The following is a 25030-nucleotide window of genomic DNA, read 5'->3' as shown; positions in this document are numbered from 1 at the left end:
CGGCACGCCGGCTCCTACAGTAAAAGCGTTACAACACCAGATGCGGCAACCACAGCGACAGCGCAGGAATGTAGGTCACGGCCAGCAGCACCAAAAACAGCACGCCGTAGAACGGCAGCAGGGCCTTCACAGTTGATTCAATGCTGACTTTACCCACGGCCGACCCCACAAACAGTACCGCGCCCACAGGCGGTGTGATCAAACCAATCCCCAGGTTCACCAGCATGATCATGCCGAACTGCACCGGGTCCACGCCAATGCCGAGAATCACCGGCATCAGGATCGGTGTGAGGATCAGGATCAGCGGCGCCATGTCCATCACGGTGCCGAGCAACAGCAGCATGACGTTGATGCACATCAGGATCACGTAACGGTTGTCCGACAGGGTCAGGAACATCGTGGTGATCTTCGCCGGGATCTGCATCAGGGTCATGATGTAGCCGAAGCTGGCGGCGAAGCCGATCAGGATCATCACGATCGAAATCGTGCGCACCGTGCGGTGCATCAATTTTGGCAGCTCGCTCCACTTGTAGTCGCGGTAGATGAACATGGTCACGAAGAACGACCAGAGCACGGCGATGGCTGCCGATTCGGTCGCGGTGAAGATCCCCGAGAGAATGCCGCCGAGGATGATGACCATTGCCATCAGCCCCCACAAGGCTTCGCCGCAAATCTTCAGTGCCTCGCGCATCGGAATGACTTCACCCTTGGGGTAGTCACGCTTCTTGGCGAAGATCAGGCACAGCACCATCAGGCACGCGCTCATCAACAGGCCCGGTACCACCCCGGCCATGAACAGCGAGGCAATCGACACCGTGCCGCCCGCGGCCAGCGAGTAGAGCACCGAGTTGTGGCTCGGCGGGGTCAGCAGGGCCTGCACCGAACCACTGACGGTTACGGCTGTGGCGAATTCACGGGGATAGCCGCGGCGTTCCATTTCCGGGATCAGCACCGAACCGACCGAGGCAGTGTCAGCTACCGATGAACCGGAGATCGCGCCAAAGAAAGTCGACGCCATGATGTTGACCAGCGACAGTCCACCGCGCACGAACCCCACCAGCACCCCGGCAAACGCCACCAGGCGCCGGGACATCCCACCCTCGGCCATGATCGCGCCTGCCAGCACGAAGAACGGAATCGCCAGCAGGGAAAACTTGTTCACGCCGCCAGCGACCTGAATCATCAGCGCCTGGAACGGAATGTCGATCCAGAACGCGCCGATCAGGGCAGAAAGTCCCAGCGCGTAGGCGACCGGCATGCCAATCAGGATCAACGCGATAAAACTGCCCAACAGAATAAAAGCGTCCATTCAGGCAGCCCCTTCGTTTTCTTCAACGAGGTCGAAACGCACGACCCGACGGTTGCTCTGGTCACCGAACAAGAGCTTCTCCAGCACAAAGATCAGCGTCAGCAGACCGCCAATCGGAATGGGCATGTAAGTGATGCCCACGCGCAGGGTCGGCAGGGCGCTCATGAACTGGTTCCAGGTCGACAGGCACAGCTTGGTGCCCCAGATCGCCATGAACAGGCTGATGGTCGCCATCAGCAATTGCGAAAATACGCTCATGGCCTGGCGCAGTTGCGGCGACATGCGGTCAGTGAGCATCGCCACCGCCATGTGCGAAGCGGAACGATAACTGGCCGCGGCGCCGATGAAGGTGAAGACCATCATCAGCAGGATCGCCGTGGGCTCGGGCCAGCTGGAGCCGGTGCCGAGCACGTAACGGGCGAACACGCCCCAGGGAATGATCAGGGCAATGGCCAGCACGGACAGCCCGGCGACCCAGATGCAGGTCATGTAGAGCTTGTCATTGAAACGCAGCAGTAGATTCTTCATCGGGTTCCACCGTAACCGGGCGCGCACGGACCTGTTCCCTGGTCAGTGCACGCCGGGCCTTTCTTGAATGCAGGGAGGGTTACTGGACGGCTTCGATGCGCTTGATCAGGTCAGCGTAGGGCGCGCCGTATTTCTCGCGGATCGAGGCGGTTGCCTCATAGAAAGGTTTTTTGTCGACGGTGATGAACTCGACGCCGGCGGCCTTGAGTTTTTCTTCGCTGCTGGCCGACTTGGCATCCCACAGGGTGCGCTCCTGGGCCTGCGCAGCCTTGGCGGTCTTCTTCACCAGGACTTGCTGCTCGGGGGTGAGCTTGTTCCAGGTGATCTTCGACATCACGATCGGCTCGGGCAGGATCAGGTGGCCGGTCAGGCTGTAGAACTTGGCGTTCTGGTAGTGATTGTGTTCGAGCAGGGTCGGCGGGTTGTTCTCCGCGCCGTCGATCACCCCGGTCTGCAGGGCACTGAAGATTTCACCGGTGTCCATGGCAATACCGTTGCCGCCCATGGCGTTGATGGTTTCGATGAACATCGGGTTGCCTTGCACCCGGATCTTCATGCCCTTGAGGTCTTCCAGGCTGCGCACCGGTTTCTTGGTATAGATGTTGCGCGTGCCGCCGTCCATCCAGGCCAGGGCGACCAGGTTGAATTCGGAGTTGGTGATCTTGTCGAGGATCTCGTCGCCGACTTCGCCATCGATGACCTTGCGCATGTGCGCCTGGTCACGGAACACGAACGGCATGTTGAACACGTTCACGTCCGGTACCACGGGGCCGACGATGCCGAGGCTGACCCGGGCCATCTGGATGGCACCGACCTGGGCTTGCTCGACCACTTCCTTTTCCGAGCCGAGCACACCGCCGGCGAACATCTTGAAGGTCAGCTTGCCGTCGCTGTCGGCCACCAGGGTCTTGCCCAGTTGCTCTTCGGCGACCACGGTCGGGTAGCCTGCCGGGTGGATGTCGGCAAATTTGATTTCCAGCGCCTGAGCGGCACTGCTGAGGGTGAAAGCCAGGGGAAGTGCTGCGGCGAGCAAGGTACGTTTGAAGTCCATCGGGGGTGTCTCCAGTCTTGTTGTTGTTTTTATTCAGGGCACAGCGTTGTAGCGCCAACAGTTGCGGTTATTGCTTGAAGTGCGGCTCCGGCAGACCCTTGACGCCGGGATCGAGGGCGAACACGCCACCGGCCAGGGAGTGTTCGTCCTGGTCGTCTCCCGGGCGGATCGAGGTCACGAACAAGGTGTCCAGGCGACTGCCACCGAAGGCGCACATGCTCGGTTTTTTCACAGGTAACGCGAGGGAGCGGTCGAGTCGACCGTCGGGGGTGAAACGGTGGACCAGCCCGGCATCGTTGCCGCAGATCCAGTAGCAACCCTCGGCATCGACCGCCGCGCCATCAGGGCGACCGGCGTGCTGGTTCATGTCGATGTACAGACGGCGGTTGGAAGGGGTGCCGCTGTCGATGTCGTAATCGAAGGCCCAGACCTGCTGCACCAGCGGGTGGGAGTCGGACAGGTACATCGTCCGGCCGTCCGGGCTGAAGGCCAGGCCGTTGGGCACGATCAGGCCGTTCAATTGCCCTTGGAGCGGCCCCTGTTGCCCGGCGGCATAGCGATAGAGCGTGCCCTCGGCGGCATTGGCGCCCATGTCCAGGACCATGCTGCCAGCCCAGAAGCGGCCCTGGCGGTCACAGCGCCCGTCGTTGAGACGCATGTCCGGGCGGGCGTGATCGACCTGGGCCAGGGGTTCGCTGTCGAGGCTGCCGTCAGCGTGCGCATGCAGGCGGAAGAACCCGCTCTCCATGCCGGCGACCCAGCCACCGTCGGGGTGGCGGGCGATGCAGGCGAGCATTTGCGGGGCTTTCCAGGCATGTACATGCCCGCTTTGCGCACTCCAGCGTTGCAGACCGCCAGCGGGAATATCCACCCAATACAGGGCGTTTTCCTCGGGTACCCAGACCGGGCTTTCACCCACGGCGTTGCGGGCATCGACAATCAATTCGGCATTCATGGCAACTCATTCCCTTGGTTGTGGGGGGGATCAGGACGGTCAGTCGCCGAACGGGCCAGCCGCACAAAAGGCTCCGCCCTGGTAGACCCGCGCCGGGTCATCAGCGGCCGGCAGCGGCTGGGCTTCGACTTTTTCACGGAACACTTCGGAAGTGTCCTGGGGCACGAAGCCCAACGCGCTGGCGTAGCGGTTGTCCCACCAAATGTCCTTGTTGTCGGACACGCCATAGACCACGGTATGGCCGACGTCAGGGGTGTAGAGTGCACGTTCGAGCAACCGGGTGAGGTCGCCGAAGCTCAGCCAGGTGCTCATCATCCGGCGGTTCTGCGGCTCGGGGAACGAAGACCCGATGCGCACGCTGACGGTCTCGATGCCGTAGCGATCGAAGTAGAAGGTGGCCATGTCTTCGCCGTAGGACTTGGACAAACCGTAGTAGCTGTCGGGGCGGCGAGGGGAGTGGGCGTCGATGACTTCATCCTGCTTGTAGAAGCCGATGACGTGGTTGGAGCTGGCGAAAATCACCCGCTTGACGCCGTGGCGGCGCGCCGCTTCGTAGATGTGGAACACGCCGCAGATATTGGCGCCGAGGATTTCTTCGAACGAGCGCTCCACCGAGACGCCGCCAAAATGCAGGATCGCGTCCACGCCTTCGACCAATTGATCCACGGCCTGCTTGTCGGCGAGGTCGCAAGGCACGACTTCTTCGCGATCATCGATGGCGGGGGCGATGTCGGCGATGTCCGACAGGCGAATGACGTTGGCGTACGGGCGCAGGCTCTCGCGCAGGATTTTGCCCAGGCCACCGGCGGCACCGGTCAGCAACAGGCGATTGAAGGGCGTTGGGGCGGATGCAGTGGTCGTCATGGGAATCCCTGGACAGCAGTTATTTTTATTGATTCGTTGTAGGTTGTCGTACGACTAGGTGGAAGTATCGTTAGGCTTTCCGGTTTTTGTCAACGCGACATTGGTGGAAATTGACGGAGGGTTGTCACCATCAATGGTCCGGAAAACCTCGACCCCTGTGAATGATCCGTGATCGCACTCAACCTGTAGGAGCTGGCTTGCCAGCGAAGGCGTCCGCGAGATCGCCTTCGCCGGCAAGCCGGCTCCTACAGGTACGAGGTCGATCCCCGGGAATTACAACAACGAAATCGGATAGCTGACGAAAATCCGGTTTTCATCAAATTCGTTGGTGCTGAAATCCTTGCGGATGCTTGCGTTGCGCCATTTGACGTTGAGGTTCTTCAGCGCGCCGCTCTGCACGGTGTAGGCCAGTTCCGATTCGCGGCCCCATTCCTTGCCGTCGGTGATGGTGCCGGTGTGCACGTTGTCGCCGCTGATGTAGCGGTTCATCAGCGTCAGGCCGGGAATGCCGAGGGCGACGAAGTTGTAGTCGTGACGCACCTGCCAGGACTTCTCCCTGGCGTTGTCGTAGCTGGAGTTGTAGCTGTCGTTGGCCAGGGTGCCGCCACTGGTGCCATTGACCCGCATCCACACGTCGTCGCCGCTGAGTTTTTGCAGGCCGACATAGAAAGTGTTGCCGCCGTACTTGGCCGAGAGCAGGGCAAATGCGGTCTTGTTATCGAGGTCGCCGGCCAGGGCGCTGCCATCTTCCTTGCCGATGAAGTAGCCGAGGTTGGCGCCCAATGTCCAATCGCCGATGGGCTGGCTGTGGCTGATGTTGAAATACTGCTGCTGGTAGATATCGCTGAGCTCTGCGTACCAGACGCCCACCTGGGTGCGTTTTTCGTTGAACGCGTATTCGCCGCCGCCGAAGTTGAAACGGTCCGAGGTAAAGGCCGCCGACTTGCCGTTCATGAACATGTCTTCCATGCTCGCATCGTTGCGCGGGCTGTTCTGGCGGAACTGCCCGCCATAGAGCGTCAGGCCGCTGATTTCGGTGGAGGTCACCTGGCCGCCGCGGAAGGTTTGCGGCAGCGAGCGACCGTCATCGGAGCGCAGGATCGGCAGCACCGGCATCCATTCGCCGACCTTCAGTTCGGTTTTCGAGATCTTGCCTTTGAGTGCCACGCCCAGGCGGCCGAAGTTGTCGGCCGGGCGCCCGTCGTCGTGGATCGGCAGCAACCCCGTACCCCCGGTGCCTTTGCCACCATCCAGTTTCTGCGAGTACAGGCCGAGTACATCCACACCGAAGCCGACCGGACCTTGGGTGTAGCCTGACTTGGCATCGAGAATGAAGTTCTGCGTCCACTCTTGCGCCTTGCCCTGAGGGTAGGCCGGGTTGGTGAAGTTGCGATTGATGAAGGCATTGCGCAGATTCAGCGTGGCTTTGGCGTCATCGGTAAAGCCTTCGGCCTGGCTGGTGAGGGGCAGGGCGATGACCAGGCTGCTGCAACCGATCAGGCTCAGTGTGTGCAAACGGATAAAAGATGGGCGTGGAGTACGGGCGGACGAATCGCGGACGAGCTTGCTCACTGTGACGCTCCCTTGCTGCTTTTTGTTTTTATTTTTGTCATACGTCGTCGTACAACATTGGCGCAGATATTTGCGAGATTTTCAGGAGTTGTCAATGGGAAGTTATACGATGACTTGAGGCAGCGGGCGCGCTTCCACAGGGCGGGTGTTACGCCGCTGAATCCGTGTTCGCCATGTATTACTGGCCAACCGTGAACGCGTAGACGCCCTCGCTTTTGTGGCTATCGACCGACACGACATGCCACTCGATTTTGTAGTCTCCGTCGGTGAAGGGGACAGCCGGAGTGACAATCAGGGTCCTTTTATCAGGACCTTGAGTGATCAGGCTTTTTACCAGGATGTCGTCACCGTCGTGGCTGATCGTGACTTTGCACAAGTCGGCTTCGACCCCTTCGGAAAAGGTCAGGCTCAATTCCGAGGGGGCGCTGACGGTGCTATCGGCGGCGGGCATCTGGCTTTGCAGACGGGCGTGAGCAAACACGGATGAGGCACACAAGAGCGAGGCAAGCAGGGCGGCGGTCAGGGTGTTCTTCAAGCGCATGTCGAGTCCCTCGGCGGCAGGTTCGAAGTGAGGGTCAGTCTAGCCGCGCAAGGCCTGTTGCACGAAGTTTGCCTGTCTGCTGTCGCCGCGAGGTAGAGCGGATGCTAGTCTTGTTCAATGTTGTTGCCAGGGAGCCCTCATGGGCAATCACAAGATCGAGATTCGTCGCAGTAACGTCGAGAAAATTCTGCTGGGGGCCGAGAAGGTCTTCGCCGAAAAAGGCTTTGGCAGCACGGCCATGGCCGACATCGCCGCCGAAGTGCAACTGCCGCGCTCCAACCTGCATTACTACTTCAGCACCAAGACCGAACTGTACAGCGCCGTGCTGTTCGACCTGCTGGAAGTGTGGAAGCAGGACGCGCTGTGCTTCGAGATGTTCGACGACCCGCGCGTGGTGCTCAGCAGTTACATCCGCGCCAAGATGAACCACTCGCGCAGCCGCCCCTACGGCTCGAAAGTCTGGGCCAACGAAATCATCCACGGCGCGCCGACCCTCGGCGAGAAGCTGGACGCGAGCCTGTACGACTGGGCCAAGATGAAAGAAGCGAAGATTCGCCAGTGGGTGGACGATGGCCGCATCCTGCCGGTGGAGCCTTCAAGCCTGCTCTACATGATCTGGGCCTCGACCCAGCACTACGCCGACTTCGATCACCAGGTGAACATTCTCAATGATCACCAGCCGCTGTCGGATATGCAGTTCGAGCGGGCGGTGCAGACGGTGACGAGTGTGATTTTGCGCGGGATCGGGTTGGAACCTTGAGATTTGTGTAGTGGCGCAGGGCATCTTCGCGAGCAGGCTCGCTCCCACGTTGATCCCTGGTGTACATCCAAGTCATGTACGACCGCAATCCACTGTGGGAGCGAGCCTGCTCGCGAAGGCGTTGCTCAGGCACCGAAAGCTTCAAGGACTGACGTGGTAGGGATTCCTAGGATCATGATTCCAGTCCAGAAACGGCTTGCCGTTCTCCATCGGCACCATCTCGATGCAATCCTGCACCGGGCACGTGATCTGGCACAGGTTGCAGCCTACGCACTCATCCTCGATCACCTGATACTTATGCGTGCCATCCGCCTGCTTGACGCTCGCCACCGCCTGGTGCGACGTGTCCTCACAAGCAATATGACAGCGCCCACACCCAATGCACGCCTCCTGGTCGATCTTCGCGATCACCTGGTAGTTGATGTCCAGGTACTTCCAGTCGGTGGTATTGCCTACCGCCCGCCCGGAAAATTCGGCGATGCTGGCGTAGCCTTGGCTGTCCATCCAGCGTGACAGGCCGTCCTTCATCTCCTCGACGATCCGGAAGCCATGCAGCATCGCCGCCGTGCACACCTGCACCGAACCACTGCCCAAGGCCATGAATTCGGCGGCGTCGCGCCAGTTGCCGATGCCGCCAATACCGCTGATTGGCAAGCCATGGGTCTGCGGGTCGCGGGCGATTTCGGCGACCATGTTCAAGGCGATCGGCTTGACCGCCGAGCCGCAATAGCCGCCATGGGTGCTTTGGTTGCCGACGATGGGATTGGCGACCATGCGCTCCAGGTTGACGCTGGTGATCGAGTTGATCGTATTGATCAACGACACCGCATCCGCGCCGCCACGGTGGGCCGCGCGGGCAGCCACGCGGATGTCGGTGATGTTCGGCGTCAGCTTGACGATCACCGGCAGCGAGCAATAGGTCTTGCACCAGCGTGTGACCTGCTCGACGTATTCCGGCACCTGGCCGACCGCCGCACCCATGCCGCGCTCCGGCATGCCGTGGGGGCAGCCGAAGTTGAGTTCGATGCCGTCGGCGCCGGTGGCTTCCACCAATGGCAGGATGTGTTTCCAGGACTCTTCGACGCAGGGCACCATCAGCGACACGATCAGCGCGCGGTCCGGCCAGTCCTTCTTGACCTGGGTGATTTCCCGCAGGTTGATCTCCAGCGAACGGTCGGTGATCAGTTCGATGTTGTTGAAGCCGAGGACCTCCCGGTTGGCCCCGAAGTGCGCCGAATAACGCGACGACACGTTGACCGCCGCCGGGTCTTCACCCAGGGTTTTCCAGACCACGCCGCCCCAGCCGGCCTCGAAGGCGCGGACCACGTTGTAGGCCTTGTCGGTCGGCGGTGCGGAGGCCAGCCAGAACGGGTTGGGGGACTTGATGCCAGCGAAGACAATCGACAGATCGGCCATTTATGCAGCCTCCACATTGAGCATCAGTTGAGCGTTCATCGCCTCGGCAGCGAGTTTGCCGTGCTGCACCGCCTGCACGGTCAGGTCCTGGTCAAGACTGGTGCAATCACCGCCGGCATACACCCCGGGGATGCTGGTGCACAGTTGTTCATCCACCAGGATCCGGTCGCCCTGGCGCTGCAGTTCACGGGCCAGCGGATCGGCGAGGGCGCGGCTGTCGAAGGCCTGGCCGATGGCCTTGAAAATCCCGTCGGCGGCCAGTTCGAAGGTTTCGCCGGTGGTTTGCAGGCGGCCTTCCACCAGATGGGTGCGGGCGAAGCGCATGCCGCGTACCTGGCCCTGGTCATCGAGCAAGACTTCCTCCGGTTGGGCCCAGGTCAACAGGCGCACCTGATTGGCCTTGGCGATGTCCTGTTCATGGTGGGTCGCCCCCATGTCATCAAAACCGCGACGATAGACCAGGTTGACGTCGCGGGCGCCCAGTCGGGCCATCTGCACCGCCATGTCGATGGCGGTGTTGCCGGCACCGAGGACGATGCAGCGGTTGGCCAGGGGTAACTGGCTCAGGTCATCAGCCTGGCGCAGTTCGCGGATGTAGTCGGTGGCCGCCACCAGGCCGGGCGCGTCTTCATGGGGTAGGCCCAGCTGCTTGCTGGCCGCCAGGCCGATGCCAAGGAACACGGCGTCGAATTGTTGATGCAGGTCGCTGAGGCTGAGGTTGTCGCCGAGTTTGTACCCGTGGCGGATTTCGATGCCGCCGATGTCCAGGAGGAAATCCAGTTCCTTCTGCGCGTAATCGTCCACCAGTTTGTATTTGGCGATTCCGTATTCGTTCAGGCCGCCGGCCTTTTCCCGCGCCTCGAATATCACCACGTCATGACCGTGCATCGCACTGCGGTGGGCACAGGACAAACCGGCGGGCCCGGCACCGACCACGGCAATGCGCTTGCCGGTGGCGGCGCTACGCGCGAACGGGTGCTCGGAGAAGTGCGCGTTGTCCACGGCGTAACGCTGCAACAGGCCGATCAGCACCGGCGCACATTCATGGGCGTTGTTGCGCACACAGGCTTGCTGGCAAAGAATCTCGGTCGGACAGACCCGGGCGCAACTGCCACCGAGGATGTTGGCCGAGAGGATCTTCTGCGCTGCACCCTGCACGTTGTCCTGGTGAATGTTGCGGATGAACGAGGGAATATCGATCTCACTCGGGCAGGCATTCACGCAGGGCGCGTCGTAGCAATACAGGCAACGCGAGGCTTCCAGGTGGGCCTGGCGATCGTTGAGTGGCGGCGCCAGGTCGGTGAAATGGCCGGCGAGGGCGGCCGCATTCTCAACGGGATGCGGGAGGTGAGTCAGGGTCTTGATCACGGTGTTGGCCTCACGGTAATTGAGGTGTTGCCTCTGTCGGGCATTGTTTTTGTGTTGACTGGGCCGGCCTCTTCGCTGGCAAGCCAGCTCCTACAGGGGAATGCATTTCAAACTGTAGGAGCTGGCTTGCCAGCGAAAGGCCGCAGGCCGCTATCAGCGTTTCACAGCAACCGGCTGATTCAACTCAGCCCGCTTGCTCAGCAAGTCGAACACCGCCGGGTACGGCGGCCGTTCGATGTACCGCCCGGCACCGCGCTCGGCGCGCAAGTCGCCATCGGCCCAGACCACGCGCCCCTGGCTGATGGTGTGGCTCGGTACGCCGCGCACGGTCTTGCCTTCGAAAATATTGAAGTCGACCTGCTGATGATGGGTCTTGGCAGAAATCGTCCGAGTACCTTGCGGGTCCCACAGCACCAGGTCGGCATCGGAACCGACGCGGATCGCGCCTTTGCGTGGGTAGAGGTTGAAGATCTTCGCGGTGTTGGTGGAAGTCAGGGCGACGAATTGCTGCATGGAAAAACGCCCGGTGTTGACGCCTTCCTCCCACAACACGGCCATGCGGTCCTCGATGCCGGCGGTGCCGTTGGGGATCTTGCTGAAGTCGTCCTTGCCCGCGGCTTTCTGCTCGGCGCAGAAGCAGCAGTGGTCGGTGGCGGTGGTGTGCAGGTTACCCGCCTGCAAACCGTGCCAGAGGGCTTCTTGATGACCACGAGGACGGAACGGTGGGCTCATCACATAACCGGCGGCGGTTTGCCAGTCCGGGTGCTGGTAGACGCTGTCGTCCAGCAGTAGATGCCCGGCGAGCACTTCGCCGTAGACCGGTTGGCCCTTGGCGCGGGCGTAGGTGATTTCGTCGAGGGCTTCCTTGGTCGAGACGTGCACCAGGTACAGGGGCGTGCCGAGGGTTTCGGCAATGCGGATGGCGCGGCTCGCGGCTTCGCCTTCCACCTGCGATGGGCGCGACAGTGGATGCGCTTCCGGCCCGGTCATGCCCTGGGCCATGAGCTTGCGTTGCAGGTGAAACACCAGCTCGCCGTTTTCCGCATGCACGGTCGGCACCGCGCCCAGTTCCAGGCAGCGTTCGAAACTCGCCACCAAGGTGTCATCGGCGGCCATGATCGCATTCTTGTAGGCCATGAAATGCTTGAAGCTGTTGACCCCGTGATGAATCACCAGCTCGGCCATTTCTTCGCGAACCTGTTCGCTCCACCAGGTGATGGCGACGTGGAAGCCGTAATCGGACGCCGACTTCTCGGCCCAACCACGCCACTGATGGAAGGCCTCCATCAACGACTGCTGCGGATTGGGGATGACGAAGTCGATGATCGAGGTGGTGCCACCGGCCAGACCCGCCGCCGTGCCGCTGAAAAAGTCTTCGCTGGCCACGGTGCCCATGAAGGGAAGCTGCATGTGGGTGTGGGGGTCGATGCCGCCGGGCATCAGGTATTGACCGCTGCCGTCGAGTATCTCGGCACCTGCGGGAACGTCAAGGTCTTCGCCAATGGCCTTGATCACGCCGTCTGCGCAATACACATCGGCGCGAAAACTTTCATCATGGGTAACAACGGTAGCGCCACGGATCAACAGAGACATTCCGAGTTCCTCGCAGGCAGTGACCGGCTGATGCCGGTTCTAGATGTTTTATAGACGCAAGCGGCAACCGGATTAATCCTGTCAACGCTGTCAGGAATAAAAGCTAGTCTGAGTTATAGGAATGAGCAAGAATATTTTTTATAAGCTTATTGCTGATTTAACTAATTGAAAAATAAGGAATTAATACATGAATCCGCATAATGGTGCGGCCTCTCACCATTTTGACGCACTTGACAGGAACCAAATATGGTCAAGATTTCTTATGTGAAATCAGCCGTTTGAGGATGGTCTATGGTTGAGGCGTGACGTTGAAAAAAAAAGGGCTGCACCAGATTGAGTCCTGACAGTTCGGACAACTTGCCTGGCATTCGGCCTGAGTGACATGGCAAGTCATCGAGGTGCCCTGATAAAACTGATACATATCATTTAGTTGCACAGTGTTTATGGAACTGCCCGATGCGCAAGCGGGGCACCCGGCACGTTTATTGATGCCGCCAGCCCTCGATGAGCAAAAAATAACTCAAAGAACAGTGGAGCGGCCATGCAACAGATCAGATCGCAAGTGACCGAGCGCGACGGCTTGTTTGAGCTGGAGGCCGGCAGCGATGTCCTCGACAGTCCCCGTTACAACCACGACATTGCACCGACCAAGGTGCGCGAACGAACCTGGAACAAATGGCACATCACGGCGTTATGGGTGGGCATGGCGATTTGCGTGCCGACCTATACCCTGGGTGGGGTGCTGACGGCGTATTTCGGACTGAGTGTCGGTGAAGCGCTGCTGGCCATTCTGTTTGCCAACATCATTGTGTTGATCCCGCTGACGCTCAATGCCTTCCCCGGCACCAAGTACGGCATTCCGTTTCCGGTGTTGCTGCGTTCGTCCTTTGGCATTATCGGTTCCAACATCCCATGCCTGATCCGCGCGCTGGTGGCCTGTGGCTGGTTCGGCATCCAGACGATGTTCGGCGGCCTGGCGATTCACCTGTTCCTGGGCTCGGTGTTCGAGGGCTGGAAGTCCCTGGGCGGCACTGGCGAGGTCATCGGCTTCATGGTGTTCTGGGCGCTGAACCTGTGGGTGGTGATTCGCGGCGCCGAGTCGATCAAATGGCTGGAAACCCTCTCGGCACCGCTGTTGGTGCTGGTGGGGGTAGGGTTGCTCGTGTGGGCGATGCCCAACGTGTCGATGACCGAACTGTTGGCAATCGCGCCCAAGCGTCCTGAAGGTGCGGGCGTGGCCAGCTACTTCGCCGCCGGACTGACCGCGATGGTCGGGTTCTGGGCCACGCTGTCGCTGAACATTCCCGACTTCAGCCGCTACGCGAAAAGCCAGAAAGACCAGATTGTCGGGCAGATCATCGGCCTGCCGCTGACCATGTTCCTGTTTGCCTCCCTGGGCGTGGTGATGACCGCCGCCTCGGTGAAACTGGTGGGTGTGACGGTGTCCGACCCGGTGACCCTGATCGGCCATATCCAGAGCCCGGTGTGGGTGGCGCTGGCCATGGCGCTGATCATCATTGCGACGCTCTCGACCAACACCGCGGCCAATATCGTATCGCCCACCAACGACTTCCAGAACATCGCCCCCAAGGCGATCAACCGGACCAAGGCGGTGATGCTTACCGGGCTGGTAGGGCTGGCGCTGATGGCCCATGAACTGCTGAAAAAACTCGGGCTGATCGTTTCCGATGTCAGCCTGGAAACTGTTTATTCCAACTGGTTGCTTGGCTATTCGAGCCTGCTGGGGCCAATAGCCGGGATCATGGTGGTGGACTATTTCCTGATCAAGAAACAGCGCCTGGACCTCGCTGGCCTGTATCGCGATGACGTTTATCCGGCGTGGAACTGGAGCGGATTCATCGCGTTTGGTGTGCCAGTGGTGCTGACGTTGTTGTCCCTGGGCAGCGATGCGTTCAGCTGGTTCTACAGCTATGGCTGGTTTACCGGATCGGCCCTTGGCGGGTTGATTTATTACGGGTTGTGCGCGATGCGTCCTAGTCCGTCGATCGCGAAATCTGCGGTGTGATCGAGGGCCCCTTCGCTGGCAAGCCAGCTCCTACAGGTGACCGCGATCCCTTGTAGGAGCTGGCTTGCCAGCGAAGGCGGCCTCAAGGACACCACCCAATTGCCTGAAGAAACACACAAGAACAGCCTGAGGAGATCCCCATGAACGCGGCCGTAGACGTTCTGCAATCCACCCATCAGCACATCAACCGCGACCGCCTGTGGCAGTCGCTCATGGAGCTGGCGAGGCTCGGCGCCACGGTCAAGGGCGGTGTGTGTCGCCTGGCCCTGACCGACCTCGATCGGCAGGCCCGGGACATTTTCGTGGCTTGGTGTGAAGAGGCCGGCTGCACCGTCAGCATCGATGCCGTGGGCAATATTTTCGCCCGTCGGCCCGGACGCAATCCGGATCTGCCACCGGTGATGACCGGGAGCCACATCGACACCCAGCCCACCGGTGGCAAGTTCGATGGTTGCTTCGGCGTGCTGGCCGGCGTCGAAGTACTGCGCACCCTCAATGACCTGGGCATCGAGACCGAAGCGCCGCTGGAAGTGGTGGTGTGGACCAACGAAGAAGGCTCGCGCTTTGCCCCGTGCATGATGGGTTCCGGCGTATTCGCCGAGAAGTTCACCCTAGAAGAAACCCTGGCCAAGGTCGACGCCGAGGGCGTGACAGTAGGCGAGGCGCTCAATGCGATTGGCTACGCGGGCACCCGCAAAGTCAGTGGCCATGCCGTGGGCGCTTATTTCGAAGCTCACATCGAGCAAGGCCCGATCCTGGAAGACGAACGCAAGACCATTGGCGTGGTCATGGGCGCCCTCGGACAGAAATGGTTCGACCTGAAACTGCGCGGCGTCGAAGCCCACGCCGGCCCGACGCCGATGCACCTGCGCAAGGACGCCCTGGTCGGGGCCGCGGTGATCGTCGGCGCGGTCAATCGCGCAGCCCTGGGTCATCAGCCACACGCTTGCGGCACTGTCGGTTGCCTGCAGGCCTATCCCGGCTCGCGCAACGTCATCCCGGGCGAGGTGCGCATGACCCTGGACTTCCGCCACCTGGAACCGGCACGACTGGACTCGATGATCGCCGAAGTACGCGAAGTCATCGAAACCACCTGCGAAGAACACGGCCTGACCTATGAACTGACCCCCACTGCCGACTTCCCGCCGCTGTATTTCGACAAGGGCTGCGTCGAAGCGGTACGCGGCGCGGCGCAAGGGCTTGGCCTGTCGCACATGGACATTGTCAGCGGCGCCGGGCACGACGCGATCTTCCTCGCCGAACTCGGTCCGGCCGGGATGATCTTCGTGCCGTGCGAAGGCGGCATCAGCCACAACGAAATCGAGAATGCCGCGCCGGATGACTTGGCGGCCGGGTGTGCGGTGTTGTTGCGGGCGATGTTGGCGGCGTCGGCAGCGGTAGCCAAGGGGGCGCAGGCTGCTTGAAACGAGGAAGATCGCAGCCTGCGGCAGGCTGCGATTTGATGATCTTCAAACGGTTGCCGAACACTCGAGCTTTGCACTGACCACAAGATCGACCTGATGAATCGGTTTGCTCCGATGCCGGAGCATCCCGCCCTGGCGCTGGTTCATTACCGCCGTCATCTCGGCGAGTATTGCCAGCGCCACACTCTGCGGGGTATCGCCACCCAGGTCGAGGCCCATGGGGTAGTGCAGCGCCGAGCTGCCCGGGCCGATGGCGGCCAGCAGGCGTTCGGTGCGCTCCCTGGGGCCGAGTTGGCCGAGGTAGGCGGGTGAGGCCTGCAGCGCCAGCCCAAGCCAATGGCGGTCCTGGCGGTAGCTGTGGGTCATCACCGCGACCGCGGCGCCGTCGATCAGCGGGGACAGGTCGAACGGGTTGTCGAGGCTGGCGAAGACGACTGCGTCGGCTTGCGGGAATCGTTCGGCGCGGGCGAAGTGGCTGCGGCTGTCGACCACGCTGACATGCCAGTTCAGCAGTTTGGCCATGCGTACCAACGGTTGTGCGTCGTGGCCGGCGCCGAATATCACCAGGCGCGGCGGCGGGTCGAGGTATTCGATAAACACCTCGACCTCTCCACGGGCGTCAGTGTAGAGGCGTTTCGAGGACTTTTTCTGCGCCAGTGCCTTGTGCAGGTCATGGCGAATCGCATCGGTCAGGTGCGGGCTGCGCAGGCTTCCCTCGGTGTCGGACAGCAAGCGCTCGCCGACCCGGACGCAGGCATTGCGCGAGGTGCCGATCACCGTGGCCATGGCAGCCGGTTGTTGACGGTCGCGCACCCGGCGCAGCAGTTCGATGGCCGGTGCAGGGGATTTTGCGCGCAGGCGTTCGAGCAAGACGAAAACCGTGCCGTTGCAACCCAGGCCAAAGGTCAGGGCGCTTTGCTCGTCGTCTTCGTCTTCGTCCTCGGTGGCGCCGGTGCTGTAGCGGCGCACCAGCGGTTCGCCGGAATCGGTCAGCCACCAGGCTTTTTTTGCCAGGTCCTGCTCCAGGCAACCGCCACTGACGGTGCCAACGGTGCGGCCGTGCAACGGGATGAGCATTCGCGCACCGGGACGGCGGTAGGCCGAGCCTTCCACCTTGACCACGGTGGCGAGAATGGTTTCTTCGCCGGCCTGGGCGGCGGCGTCGATGGCGTGCAAGAGTTCGTTGAGGCCGGACATGTAATCACTCCAGAAAATGACGGCGATCCTTGCAGGCGCTGGCTTGCCAGCGAAGAGGGCGCCAAACCCAGCGCAGATATGGGCCTGACACACCGCTTTCGCTGGCAAGCCAGCTCCTACAGGAAGGTGGGGTGGTGGGTCAGTCGTCTACCTTCATCAACTGTCGCACCCCCTCCCAGGCCTCGGTCCGCATCCGCTGCACATCCAGCCCCGGTATCACGCCGTCATCCACCACCACCCGGCCGCCGACCAGGCTGTACTTCACCGCAATCGGCTCGCCCGCCACCACTGGTGCCACGGCGATGTCGTGGAAACCGAAGAAGCGCGGATGATCGAGTCCATAGATCACCAAGTCCGCCGCCTGGCCGATTTCCAGGGTGCCCACCGCGCCCAGCCCCAGTACCTGCGCACCGCCAGCCGTGCCCCAGTGGATGACATCTTCGGCGGTGGTCGCCGATGCGCCTTGCTCCGCCCGGTGAATCAGCCACGCGGTGTTCGCTTCGCCGACCATGCTCCCTGATTCGTTGGACGCCACGCCATCCACGCCAAGGGAAATCGCCACCCCGGCTTCGAACATCTGCGGCACCGGTGCCACGCCGCTGCCCAGGCGCGCATTGCTCACCGGGCAGTGGGAAATGCCGGTTCCGGTTTGCGCGAGCATGCGTATTTCGCCGGGTTGCAGGTGCACCGCGTGGGCGAACCACACATCCGGGCCGAGCCATTCGTGTTCGGCGACGAATTCCACTGGAAGGCAGTTGTATTTCTCGCGGCAGAAATTCACGTAGTTCTGCGTTTCCGACAGGTGCGTGTGAAGCCGCAAACCGAGGCCGCGAGCGGTGTGGGCCAGTTCCCGCAGCAGCGTCGGTGGCAGGGAAAAAGTCGGCGTGGTCGGCGCGACCACCACCCGGCGCAAGGCGTCCGGGGTGTCCTGGTGATAGCGCGACTTGAGCCGTTCGATGTCACCGACCATCTGGTCGAGGGTTTCTGGTTGCAGCGCGGTTTTCGAGAACCCCGGGTGGGCACTGGCCGACTCCAGCGCGCCGCCCCGGCACAGGACGAAACGCAGGCCGAATGTCTCGGCCATGTCGAACAGCAGGTCACCGGTCTCGGTGGTGCCGTTGGCATGGTAGAGGTAATGGTGATCGGCGCAGGTCGTCACCCCTGACAGCAGCAGTTCGGCCATGCCCAGTTGGGCGGCGATCCGCGCCAGTTGCGGGGTGAAGCGGTTGAGGCGCGGGTAGGGCACGCTGGCCAGCCAGCCTTGCAGGTCCTGGTTCAGGCCTTCGGGCACGGCTTTGAGCAGGTTCTGGAACAAGTGATGGTGGGTGTTGATCCACCCCGGATACACCACGCAGTGGCGCGCATCGATCACCCGCTCACCGGGTTGCGCTTGAAGGCCTGCGGCCATTTCGGCGATGCGCCCGTTGACGATGCGGATGTCCACGGCACCAGCCCTGGCTCGCGGGCCACGCAGGCCGGTCATCACCGCCACCGGGTTCTTGATCAGGATGTTTTGCAGTTGAGTCATGGTCGGCTCCAGTCAGAGGCTATGGGTAGCGGATTTGCTGGCGGCGGCATCGGGCACACTGACACCGTTAAGGGTGGCGTTGAGCAGCACCGCCACCAGGCAGGCGATGACCACGCTGCTGTGCAGGAATGGCTGGCTCCACTCGGGCAATTGCTTGAACAGCGCCGGCGCCAGCACCGGCACCAGGGCGGCGGCGATGGTGAAACCGACGATCAGCACGTTGTAGCGATTGTGTTCATAGTCGACCTTGGCCAGGGTCTGGATCCCTGCTGCCGCGACCACGCCGAACATCGCGATGCCCGCACCGCCAAGGGCCGCGGTCGGCATGGAGGCGATGATCGCCCCGGCCTTGGGCACCAGCGCCACCGAGCACATCAGCAAACCGCTGACGGCGACGACCCAGCGACTGCGCACGCCGGTGAGGATCACCAGTCCGACGTTTTCCATGAAGGCAATGAACGGAAACGCCGCGAACATGCCGGCGATGGTGCTCGCCAGGCCATTGGCCCGCAGGCCGTTGATGACCTGTTTTTCTTCCACCGGTTTGTCGACGATGTCGCCGATGGCCACGAACAACCCCATCGATTCGACCATTTGCACGATCATCACCACCACCATGGTGGCGATGGGGATCAGGCTGAAGGTCGGCATACCGAAGTAGAACGGGTAGGGCACGGTGAGCCAGGGCGACTCCTGCACACTGTGAAAACTGCCCATGCCCAGCCCGTAGGCCAACGCCGCGCCCACCAGCATGCCCACCAGCACCGCCATGTTGCGCAGCATCGGGCTGCCGTAGCGGCTGACCAAGAGGATGCTGAGCAACACCACGGCGGCGACTGCCAGGTACGCTGGCGCGCCGAAATCACTGGCGTGGCGGCCACCACCGACCCACTCGTAGGCGATCGGAAACAGCTGCAGGCCGATCACCGTGACGATGCAGCCGGTCACCACCGGCGGAAAGAACCGGCGTAATCGACCCACGAATGGCGCGATCAACATGGTGAAGATACCGGCTCCGATCACGGCCCCGCAGACTCCGGCGAAACCGACTTGCGGGTTGGTGCCGATGGCGATCACCGGCCCCACGCTACTGAACGCAACGCCCTGCAGGATCGGCAGGCGCACGCCGAATTTCCAGAAGCCGACGGTTTGCAGCAAGGTGGCGATGCCCGAGCAGAACAGTGTGGTGCTGATCAGCACCACCGTGTCGGCCTGGGACATTTTAAGGGCGCTGGCGACAATCAACGGCACGGCGATGGCGCCGATGTACGAGACGGCCATGTGTTGCAGGCCGAGGGTGAGCATTTGTCGGACCGGCAGAATCCGGTCGACGGGGTGGAGGGTGGATGTAGCGGGGGTATTGGCTGACGACATGGGGAATCACCTCTAGCTGTTGTTATTCGGTACAGAGGGGTATTCGTTCTGATGCCCGTTCAGGGACGCCTCATCCCTTGTGTAGGAGCTGGCTAGCCAGCGAAGGCGGCATATCAGTCGACATCCATGCCAACAGGCGCACCGCTTTCGCTGGCAAGCCAGCTCCTACAGGGTTTGTGTTGTCCTGAAAAATGGGCATCAGTTGTTCATGTGCCCGGAACCGCCATCCACCGGCTCCGATGCCTTTTTTCAGCCTGCCAGGCAGGCGGCGAAGCCCTGGTTCAGCGCCGCGCGGTCCAGGTCGCGGCCGATGAACACGATCTTGCTGGAGCGCGGTTCGCTGCCCCACAAGGTTGACGCACGGAACTCGACCAGGCTGTGCACCCCCTGCAACACGTAGCGCTGGTCCTGATCCGCCACCGCCAGCACGCCCTTCATGCGGTACAGGTTGTCGGCCTGTTCGGTGCGTAGGCGGGTGATCCAGCGGTGGAAGTCGCCCAGGTTGACCGCGCCGTCCACGGCAATGCCCACCGACGTCACGCTCGGGTCGTGCTCATGGTCGGGTTCGTCGTGGACGTGGTGATGCTCGTCAGCGTGGTGATCGTGCTCGGCACCGATTTCCATGAGTTTTTGCGTGGACTCGAAGGCGCCGATGCCGAGGATTTTCGACAGGTCGATTTCGGCATAGCTGGAAGTCACTAGATCCGCCGTGGCATTGAGCCCGCGGATTTTCTCGCTCAGGGCCGCCACTTCGGCGTCACTGACCAGGTCGACCTTGTTGATGACGATGCGGTCGGCGCAGACGATCTGGTCCACGGCCTGATTGTCCACGCCATCGAGTTGCAGGTCTTCCAGGTGCTGGGCGATGTGTTTGGCGTCGACCATGGTGACGATGGCGTCGAGCTCTACTTCATCGGCAATCGGGTCGTTGATGAAGAAGCTCTGGGCCACCGGGTACGGGTCGGCCAGGCCACTGGTCTCGATCAGGATATGATCGAGTCGCACCGGCCGCGCCACCAGCTCGCGGACGATGCGCACCAGGTCCTCGCGAACCTCGGCGGTGCAACACACGCAGCCGTTGACCATCTCGTAGATTTCTTCGGTTTCCGAGCTGAGCACCAAATCGCCGTCGATGCCGACCTCGCCGAACTCGTTCTCGATCACGGCGATCTTGCGCCCGTGGTTCTCCTTGAGGATGTAGTTGAGCAGGGTGGTCTTGCCGGCGCCGAGGAAGCCGGTGAGGATGGTCACCGGGATCTTGGTGTTGGGGGTTGGGGCGTTGAAGGTCGTGTTCATGTGATGCTCCTTGATTAACGAAAGGCTCGCAGTGCTTGCAACTGTGGGAGCGGGCTGGCTCGCGAATGCGGTGTGTCATTCAGCGAAAGTGGCGACTGATTCACCGCTTTCGCGAGCAGGCTCGCCCCCACAGGGGGGTTGTGTGATTGATGGTTCTCGCCAGCGCGTTGCCGTGCCGGCATCGAGGCCGAACAGATCGAGGACGCGGCCGAGGCTGTGATCGACCATTTGCGCCAGGTCTTGCGGGCGGGCGTAGAAGGCCGGGACGGGCGGCGCGATGATGCCGCCCATCTCGGTGACCGCCGTCATGTTGCGCAAGTGGGCGAGGGTCAGCGGGGTTTCCCGGGCCATCAGCACCAGGGTGCGACGTTCCTTGAGGGTGACGTCGGCGGCGCGGCCGATCAGGCCCGATGAGGTGCCGGTGGCGATCTCCGCCAGGGTGCGCATGGAACAGGGGGCGACCACCATGCCCAGGCAGCGGAACGAACCGCTGGCGATCCCGGCGGCCACGTCGTCGGCGCGGTGGTAATGGCTGGCCAGCGCGGTGACGTCAGCCAGTTTGTAGTCGGTTTCATGGGCCATGGTCAGCAGCGCGGCGCGGCTGATGACCAGGTGGCTTTCGATGTCGAGTTCGGCGAGCAGTTGCAGCAGGCGCACGCCGTAGATGAACCCCGACGCACCGCTGATGCCGACCACCATGCGCTGGCGATTCATGATTGCAGGCCTGCGAGCAGTTGGTGGGCGCGCTCGACCACCTCCAGGTCAAGCTGCGCCTTGATCCCGTCGAATCCCGAACCGCGCGTGGCGTCCAGGCCCATGCGCGAGGTGGTACCGTTGACCGAGGACGACGGGTCCAGCGGGCTGCCGGGCAGGCCATCGATGACGAAAATGTCCTGGTGCGGCTGGAAGTGCGTGGCCAGTGCCCATAGCACCTGGCTGTCGTCACTGATGTCGATGTCGCTGTCCACCGCGATCACGGTTTTCAGGTAAGGGTCCCAGCCGAGCAGGGCGAGCATGATCTGCCGTGCCTCGCCGTCGCGGCTCTGCTCCAGGGCGACGTAGCAATGAAAATGGGTGCCGGAGTTGGGGTAGTGCACGGCGGTGACGGCGGGGAAGCGCGCCTTGAGTTTCTCGCTCATCTCCGCTTCCCGGGGCAGCCGCGCCAGGGTCAGGTGTTCGGCGTAGCGACCACCGACCACGTCCACCAGCCAGGCGTCCTTGCGCCGCATCAGGGTGTCGACCCGCAGCACGTTGTTGGTCGAGCGATCCGAGGAGTAACCGCTGAACTCACCGAACGGGCCTTCTTCGGCATAGGCCGTCGGATCGATCGCACCTTCGAGCACAAATTCGGCGAAGGCGGGCACGCCGATGCCATAACGAGGTGTCTTGACCAGCTGCAGCGGCTCGCCAAACAGACCGCCGGCCACCGCGCGTTCATCGCTGCCGAAGGGCAGGCGTGCGGCGGCCGCGAGCATGAACAGCGGGTGCGCACCCACCACCATGGCCACGCGCAGTTCTTCGCCACGTTCGCGAGCGGTTTGCAGCATGCGCCACAGATGGCCACGCGAATGCAGGCTGGTGGCCAGGGTCTGCCGGGCATGGCGCATTGAGCGGTGGTAGCTCATGTTGACGATACCGCTAACCGGGTCTTCGGCAATGATGATCGCGTTGGTGATGTAGGGGCCGCGGTCGCTGGCGAAATGCTTGAGCATCGGCAGCAATGCGAGGTCGACCGCTTCGCCTTCGAAGATTTCATCCAGCACAGGGCCGGTCTCGACATAGCACGGGGCGATGGGATGGTTGGCGCGCTGTTGGAACGTCTCGTGCAATTGCGCCGGGGCGACGCCGAAGATCCGGGCGATGCGGGTGCGGGAGGCGAACAGGTTGGTGACCACCGGCGCACCGAAGTTGCCGACTTTTTCGCAGATCAGCAGCGGGTCGCGACCCTGGCTGGCGAGGGCATCGACCAGGGCGGTGACGTCCTGGTCGGCGCTGAGGGATTGCTGGACGGCGAGGACATCGTCCGGGTATTGCCGGCGATAGGCGTCGAGAAAATCGTGAAAATCCTGGGTATCGCCGAGCGTCGAGAGGGTCATGGTTTCACCTCGTGAAAAACGATGCGGTTTTTTGTAGGAGCCGGCTTGCCGGCGAAGGCGTCCGTAAAAGCCGCACACGACTCACGGGCCTCTTTGCTGGCAAGCCAGCTCCTACAAGGTTGGCGCTAGAGGTAGGTAGTGGTCAGACGAATGTCCGCCTCGGCCAGGTCCTTGGGTGGCGGCGTCGGTTCGATGCCGCACAACCGGGCGATGTTGTTGCCCAGGTAGTCCTCCAGGTGATCCTCATCAATGCCCAGGCCTTGCGGCGCCGGCGAGCACAGCACCTCCAGCTCGCGCAGCCACATGCCCGGCTCGTTCGGCGGTGAGTCGGTGCCGAACACGATCTTGTTGCGCGGCAGGTCCTTGGCGAACTCGACGATCCGCGATTGGAAGCACCAGCCGGATTCGCAGTACACGTTCGGCGTGTCCATGGCCATCCAGAACGCCTCGAACGAGTAGTTGCCGCCGGTCTGGATGCCGAAGTGACCGATGATGAAATTGACCATCGGGAACTCGCGGATGATCGGGTAGAACATGGTCGGGATGGTGTACGGGCCGTCGCCGGTGTGGATCAGCACGACGATGTTGTACTTGGCGCAGACTTTCATTGCCGGACGCAGCCAGTCCAGCGCCCGGTCCGGGCGATAACCGTGCATGTTGGCGTGCAGCTTGAGCATCTTGAAGCCGTATTCCTTGATGTGGAATTCCAGCTCTGCCGCACCATTTTCCGGTCCCCAGCGCGGGTTGAAGTTGAAGTTGCCGATGAAGCGGTCGGGGTACTTCACGCACAGTTCGGCGACGTAGGACATGTAGTCGCGCACGCCTTCACGGCCGCGGCGGTTGCCGTCGCGGTAGCCGGTGTTGCCCGGTGGTGGCTGGATGAAACCCATGTCGATGCGGCGCGGCTTGCCATTGATCATGTACGGGCCGTCCATCAGCTTGAGCATGCGCTCGCCGGTGAAGGGTTCGCCGGTATGGCGCCAGGCCTCGTCGACCAGATTGGTGGGGTGCAGATGGGTGTCGATGATCATCGGTTCAGCTCCTGGCCAGTTGAGTGGTGACGGGGCGCTTGAGTTGCGCCTCTGCTTCGGCAACGGAACGTGGCGGCGGGGTTGGTTCGAGGCCGATCATCCGGGCGGTGTTGTTGCCCAGGTATTCCTCCAGGGTGTCCTCGTCGAGGTTCAGGCCTTGCGGCGGTTCGTGGCACAGCACTTCGAGCAGGCGCAGCCACATGCCTGGTTCGTTCGGCGGAGTGTCGGTGCCGAAGAGGATCTTGTGGGTCGGCAGGACCTTGGCGAACTCGACGATCCGCGATTGCAGGCACCAGCCGGATTCGCAGTAGACGTTCGGCAGCTCCATCGCCCATTGCATCGGTTCGAACACGTAGACGCCGCCGGTCTGCACGCCGAAGTGCGCCATGATGAAATCGACGTTGGGGAATTCCTTGATCATCGGCACCCATTCCGACGGGATGCTGTAGGGCCCGTCGCCGGTGTGCAGCTTGACCGGGATGCCCAGCTCGGCGCATTTCTCGAAGGCCGGACGCACCCAATCCAGGGCGCGGTCGGGACGGTAGGCGTGCATGTTGGCCTGCATCTGCACCATCTTGAAACCGTGTTCCTTGACGTAGCGCTCGATCGCCTCGACACCGTTTTCCACGCCGCAGCGCGGGTTGTAGACGAAGCAACCGATGAAGCGATCCGGGTAGGTCTGGACCATTTTCAGGGTGTAGGCCATGTAGGCGTCGATGGACTCGCGACCGGTCAGGTCGCCATCGGTCCAGGTGTAGATGGTGTTGCCCTGGGGCGGCTGGATGAAGGCTTTGTCGATGCGGCGAGGTTTGCCGTTGACCATGTACGGGCCATCCATCATCTCCAGCAGACGCTCGCCGGTGAACGGGTCACCGTCATGCCTCCAGGCGAGGTCCACCAGATCGGTGGGATAGCAGCTGATATCGATGATCATTGAAGTCGATCTCCTGATAGCGGGAAGGGAACCTTGCGGTTCACAAGCAGCCACGTCCGGGCAATCGGCCATTTCTATGCGTGAAGGCTCACGCATTCCCTCGCCTGGTCGCATCCGGCTCGGGACGCTGGCTGCTTGGGGAGGAGTATTGGAAGGGGGGGTGGGGT

21 protein-coding genes are annotated in these 25030 nt (G+C 62.0%); 3 read left to right on the top strand and 18 right to left on the bottom strand.

From position 1 onward, the window contains the following. Positions 1-28: 28 nt before the first annotated feature. The 7 genes from NQL71_RS21120 to copC form a co-directional block, all read right to left on the bottom strand. Positions 29-1309: a TRAP transporter large permease gene (locus tag NQL71_RS21120; RefSeq protein ID WP_077183830.1), complete on the bottom strand. Its 1281-nt coding sequence runs from the start codon at positions 1307-1309 to the stop codon at positions 29-31. Then, the gene (locus NQL71_RS21115; RefSeq protein WP_046817407.1) at positions 1310-1837 is read right to left on the bottom strand and encodes a TRAP transporter small permease; all 528 of its coding nucleotides are present in this window, start codon (positions 1835-1837) and stop codon (positions 1310-1312) included. Positions 1838-1916: 79 nt separating this feature from the next. Further along, positions 1917-2888 carry a TRAP transporter substrate-binding protein gene (locus tag NQL71_RS21110; RefSeq protein WP_046817408.1) on the bottom strand — a complete coding sequence of 324 codons (972 nt, stop codon included), beginning with the start codon at positions 2886-2888 and terminating at the stop codon, positions 1917-1919. Between the two features lie 67 nt (positions 2889-2955). Further along, complete coding sequence (locus NQL71_RS21105; protein ID WP_046817409.1) at positions 2956-3843, bottom strand: SMP-30/gluconolactonase/LRE family protein; 888 nt, start codon at positions 3841-3843, stop codon at positions 2956-2958. Between the two features lie 39 nt (positions 3844-3882). After that, the gene (locus tag NQL71_RS21100; RefSeq protein ID WP_166620427.1) at positions 3883-4707 is read right to left on the bottom strand and encodes an NAD-dependent epimerase/dehydratase family protein; all 825 of its coding nucleotides are present in this window, start codon (positions 4705-4707) and stop codon (positions 3883-3885) included. 273 nt (positions 4708-4980) lie between these two features. After that, complete coding sequence (locus NQL71_RS21095) at positions 4981-6279, bottom strand: OprD family porin (RefSeq protein WP_077183827.1); 1299 nt, start codon at positions 6277-6279, stop codon at positions 4981-4983. Between the two features lie 178 nt (positions 6280-6457). Next, positions 6458-6820, bottom strand: a complete 363-nt coding sequence (gene copC / locus NQL71_RS21090; RefSeq protein WP_166620428.1) for a copper homeostasis periplasmic binding protein CopC — start codon at positions 6818-6820, stop codon at positions 6458-6460. 139 nt (positions 6821-6959) lie between these two features. Between copC and NQL71_RS21085 the strand changes: the two genes are divergently transcribed. Continuing rightward, positions 6960-7580, top strand: coding sequence for a TetR/AcrR family transcriptional regulator (locus NQL71_RS21085; RefSeq protein WP_046817413.1), 621 nt, complete (start codon positions 6960-6962; stop codon positions 7578-7580). A gap of 141 nt (positions 7581-7721) precedes the next feature. Here the strand turns inward: NQL71_RS21085 and preA are convergent, their stop codons facing one another. From preA to hydA, 3 genes are all read right to left on the bottom strand, one after another. Further along, positions 7722-8996 (bottom strand): NAD-dependent dihydropyrimidine dehydrogenase subunit PreA, encoded by a 1275-nt coding sequence (preA, locus tag NQL71_RS21080; RefSeq protein ID WP_046817414.1) that lies wholly within the window; start codon positions 8994-8996, stop codon positions 7722-7724. Next, positions 8997-10364 (bottom strand): NAD(P)-dependent oxidoreductase, encoded by a 1368-nt coding sequence (locus NQL71_RS21075; protein ID WP_274643215.1) that lies wholly within the window; start codon positions 10362-10364, stop codon positions 8997-8999. Positions 10365-10517: 153 nt separating this feature from the next. Further along, positions 10518-11957, bottom strand: coding sequence for a dihydropyrimidinase (gene hydA / locus NQL71_RS21070; protein WP_077183825.1), 1440 nt, complete (start codon positions 11955-11957; stop codon positions 10518-10520). A 541-nt stretch (positions 11958-12498) separates the two neighbouring features. On the opposite strand from hydA, the gene NQL71_RS21065 reads away from it, so the two are divergent. Both NQL71_RS21065 and NQL71_RS21060 read left to right on the top strand, forming a co-directional pair. Next, a complete protein-coding gene (locus tag NQL71_RS21065; RefSeq protein ID WP_046817417.1) occupies positions 12499-13983 on the top strand; it encodes an NCS1 family nucleobase:cation symporter-1 in 1485 nt (494 codons plus the stop codon). A 140-nt stretch (positions 13984-14123) separates the two neighbouring features. Beyond that, positions 14124-15407 carry a Zn-dependent hydrolase gene (locus NQL71_RS21060; protein WP_274643214.1) on the top strand — a complete coding sequence of 428 codons (1284 nt, stop codon included), beginning with the start codon at positions 14124-14126 and terminating at the stop codon, positions 15405-15407. A 45-nt stretch (positions 15408-15452) separates the two neighbouring features. Here the strand turns inward: NQL71_RS21060 and NQL71_RS21055 are convergent, their stop codons facing one another. The 8 genes from NQL71_RS21055 to NQL71_RS21020 all read right to left on the bottom strand — a co-directional run bounded on the left by NQL71_RS21055 (position 15453) and on the right by NQL71_RS21020 (position 24863). After that, positions 15453-16604, bottom strand: coding sequence for an XdhC family protein (locus NQL71_RS21055; RefSeq protein ID WP_274643213.1), 1152 nt, complete (start codon positions 16602-16604; stop codon positions 15453-15455). Between the two features lie 139 nt (positions 16605-16743). Further along, positions 16744-18132 carry an amidohydrolase family protein gene (locus tag NQL71_RS21050; protein ID WP_274643212.1) on the bottom strand — a complete coding sequence of 463 codons (1389 nt, stop codon included), beginning with the start codon at positions 18130-18132 and terminating at the stop codon, positions 16744-16746. A 12-nt stretch (positions 18133-18144) separates the two neighbouring features. Then, the gene (locus NQL71_RS21045) at positions 18145-19506 is read right to left on the bottom strand and encodes a nucleobase:cation symporter-2 family protein (protein ID WP_166622752.1); all 1362 of its coding nucleotides are present in this window, start codon (positions 19504-19506) and stop codon (positions 18145-18147) included. Positions 19507-19755: 249 nt separating this feature from the next. Then, entirely contained in the window at positions 19756-20802 is a 1047-nt protein-coding gene (locus tag NQL71_RS21040; protein ID WP_274643211.1) for a CobW family GTP-binding protein, read from the bottom strand. A gap of 75 nt (positions 20803-20877) precedes the next feature. Continuing rightward, positions 20878-21516, bottom strand: a complete 639-nt coding sequence (locus tag NQL71_RS21035; RefSeq protein WP_274643210.1) for a UbiX family flavin prenyltransferase — start codon at positions 21514-21516, stop codon at positions 20878-20880. Next, positions 21513-22898, bottom strand: a complete 1386-nt coding sequence (locus tag NQL71_RS21030; protein WP_274643209.1) for a UbiD family decarboxylase — start codon at positions 22896-22898, stop codon at positions 21513-21515. The genes NQL71_RS21035 and NQL71_RS21030 overlap by 4 nt, the downstream gene beginning before the upstream one ends. A 125-nt stretch (positions 22899-23023) precedes the next feature. Next, positions 23024-23929, bottom strand: a complete 906-nt coding sequence (locus NQL71_RS21025) for an amidohydrolase family protein (RefSeq protein WP_008059304.1) — start codon at positions 23927-23929, stop codon at positions 23024-23026. Between the two features lie 4 nt (positions 23930-23933). After that, positions 23934-24863: an amidohydrolase family protein gene (locus NQL71_RS21020; RefSeq protein WP_046817425.1), complete on the bottom strand. Its 930-nt coding sequence runs from the start codon at positions 24861-24863 to the stop codon at positions 23934-23936. Between the last annotated feature and the right edge of the window lie 167 nt (positions 24864-25030).

Origin of the sequence: Pseudomonas serbica (assembly GCF_028823535.1) — a bacterium.
GTDB lineage: Bacteria > Pseudomonadota > Gammaproteobacteria > Pseudomonadales > Pseudomonadaceae > Aquipseudomonas > Aquipseudomonas serbica.
This window is presented reverse-complemented; position numbering and strand designations above follow the sequence as displayed.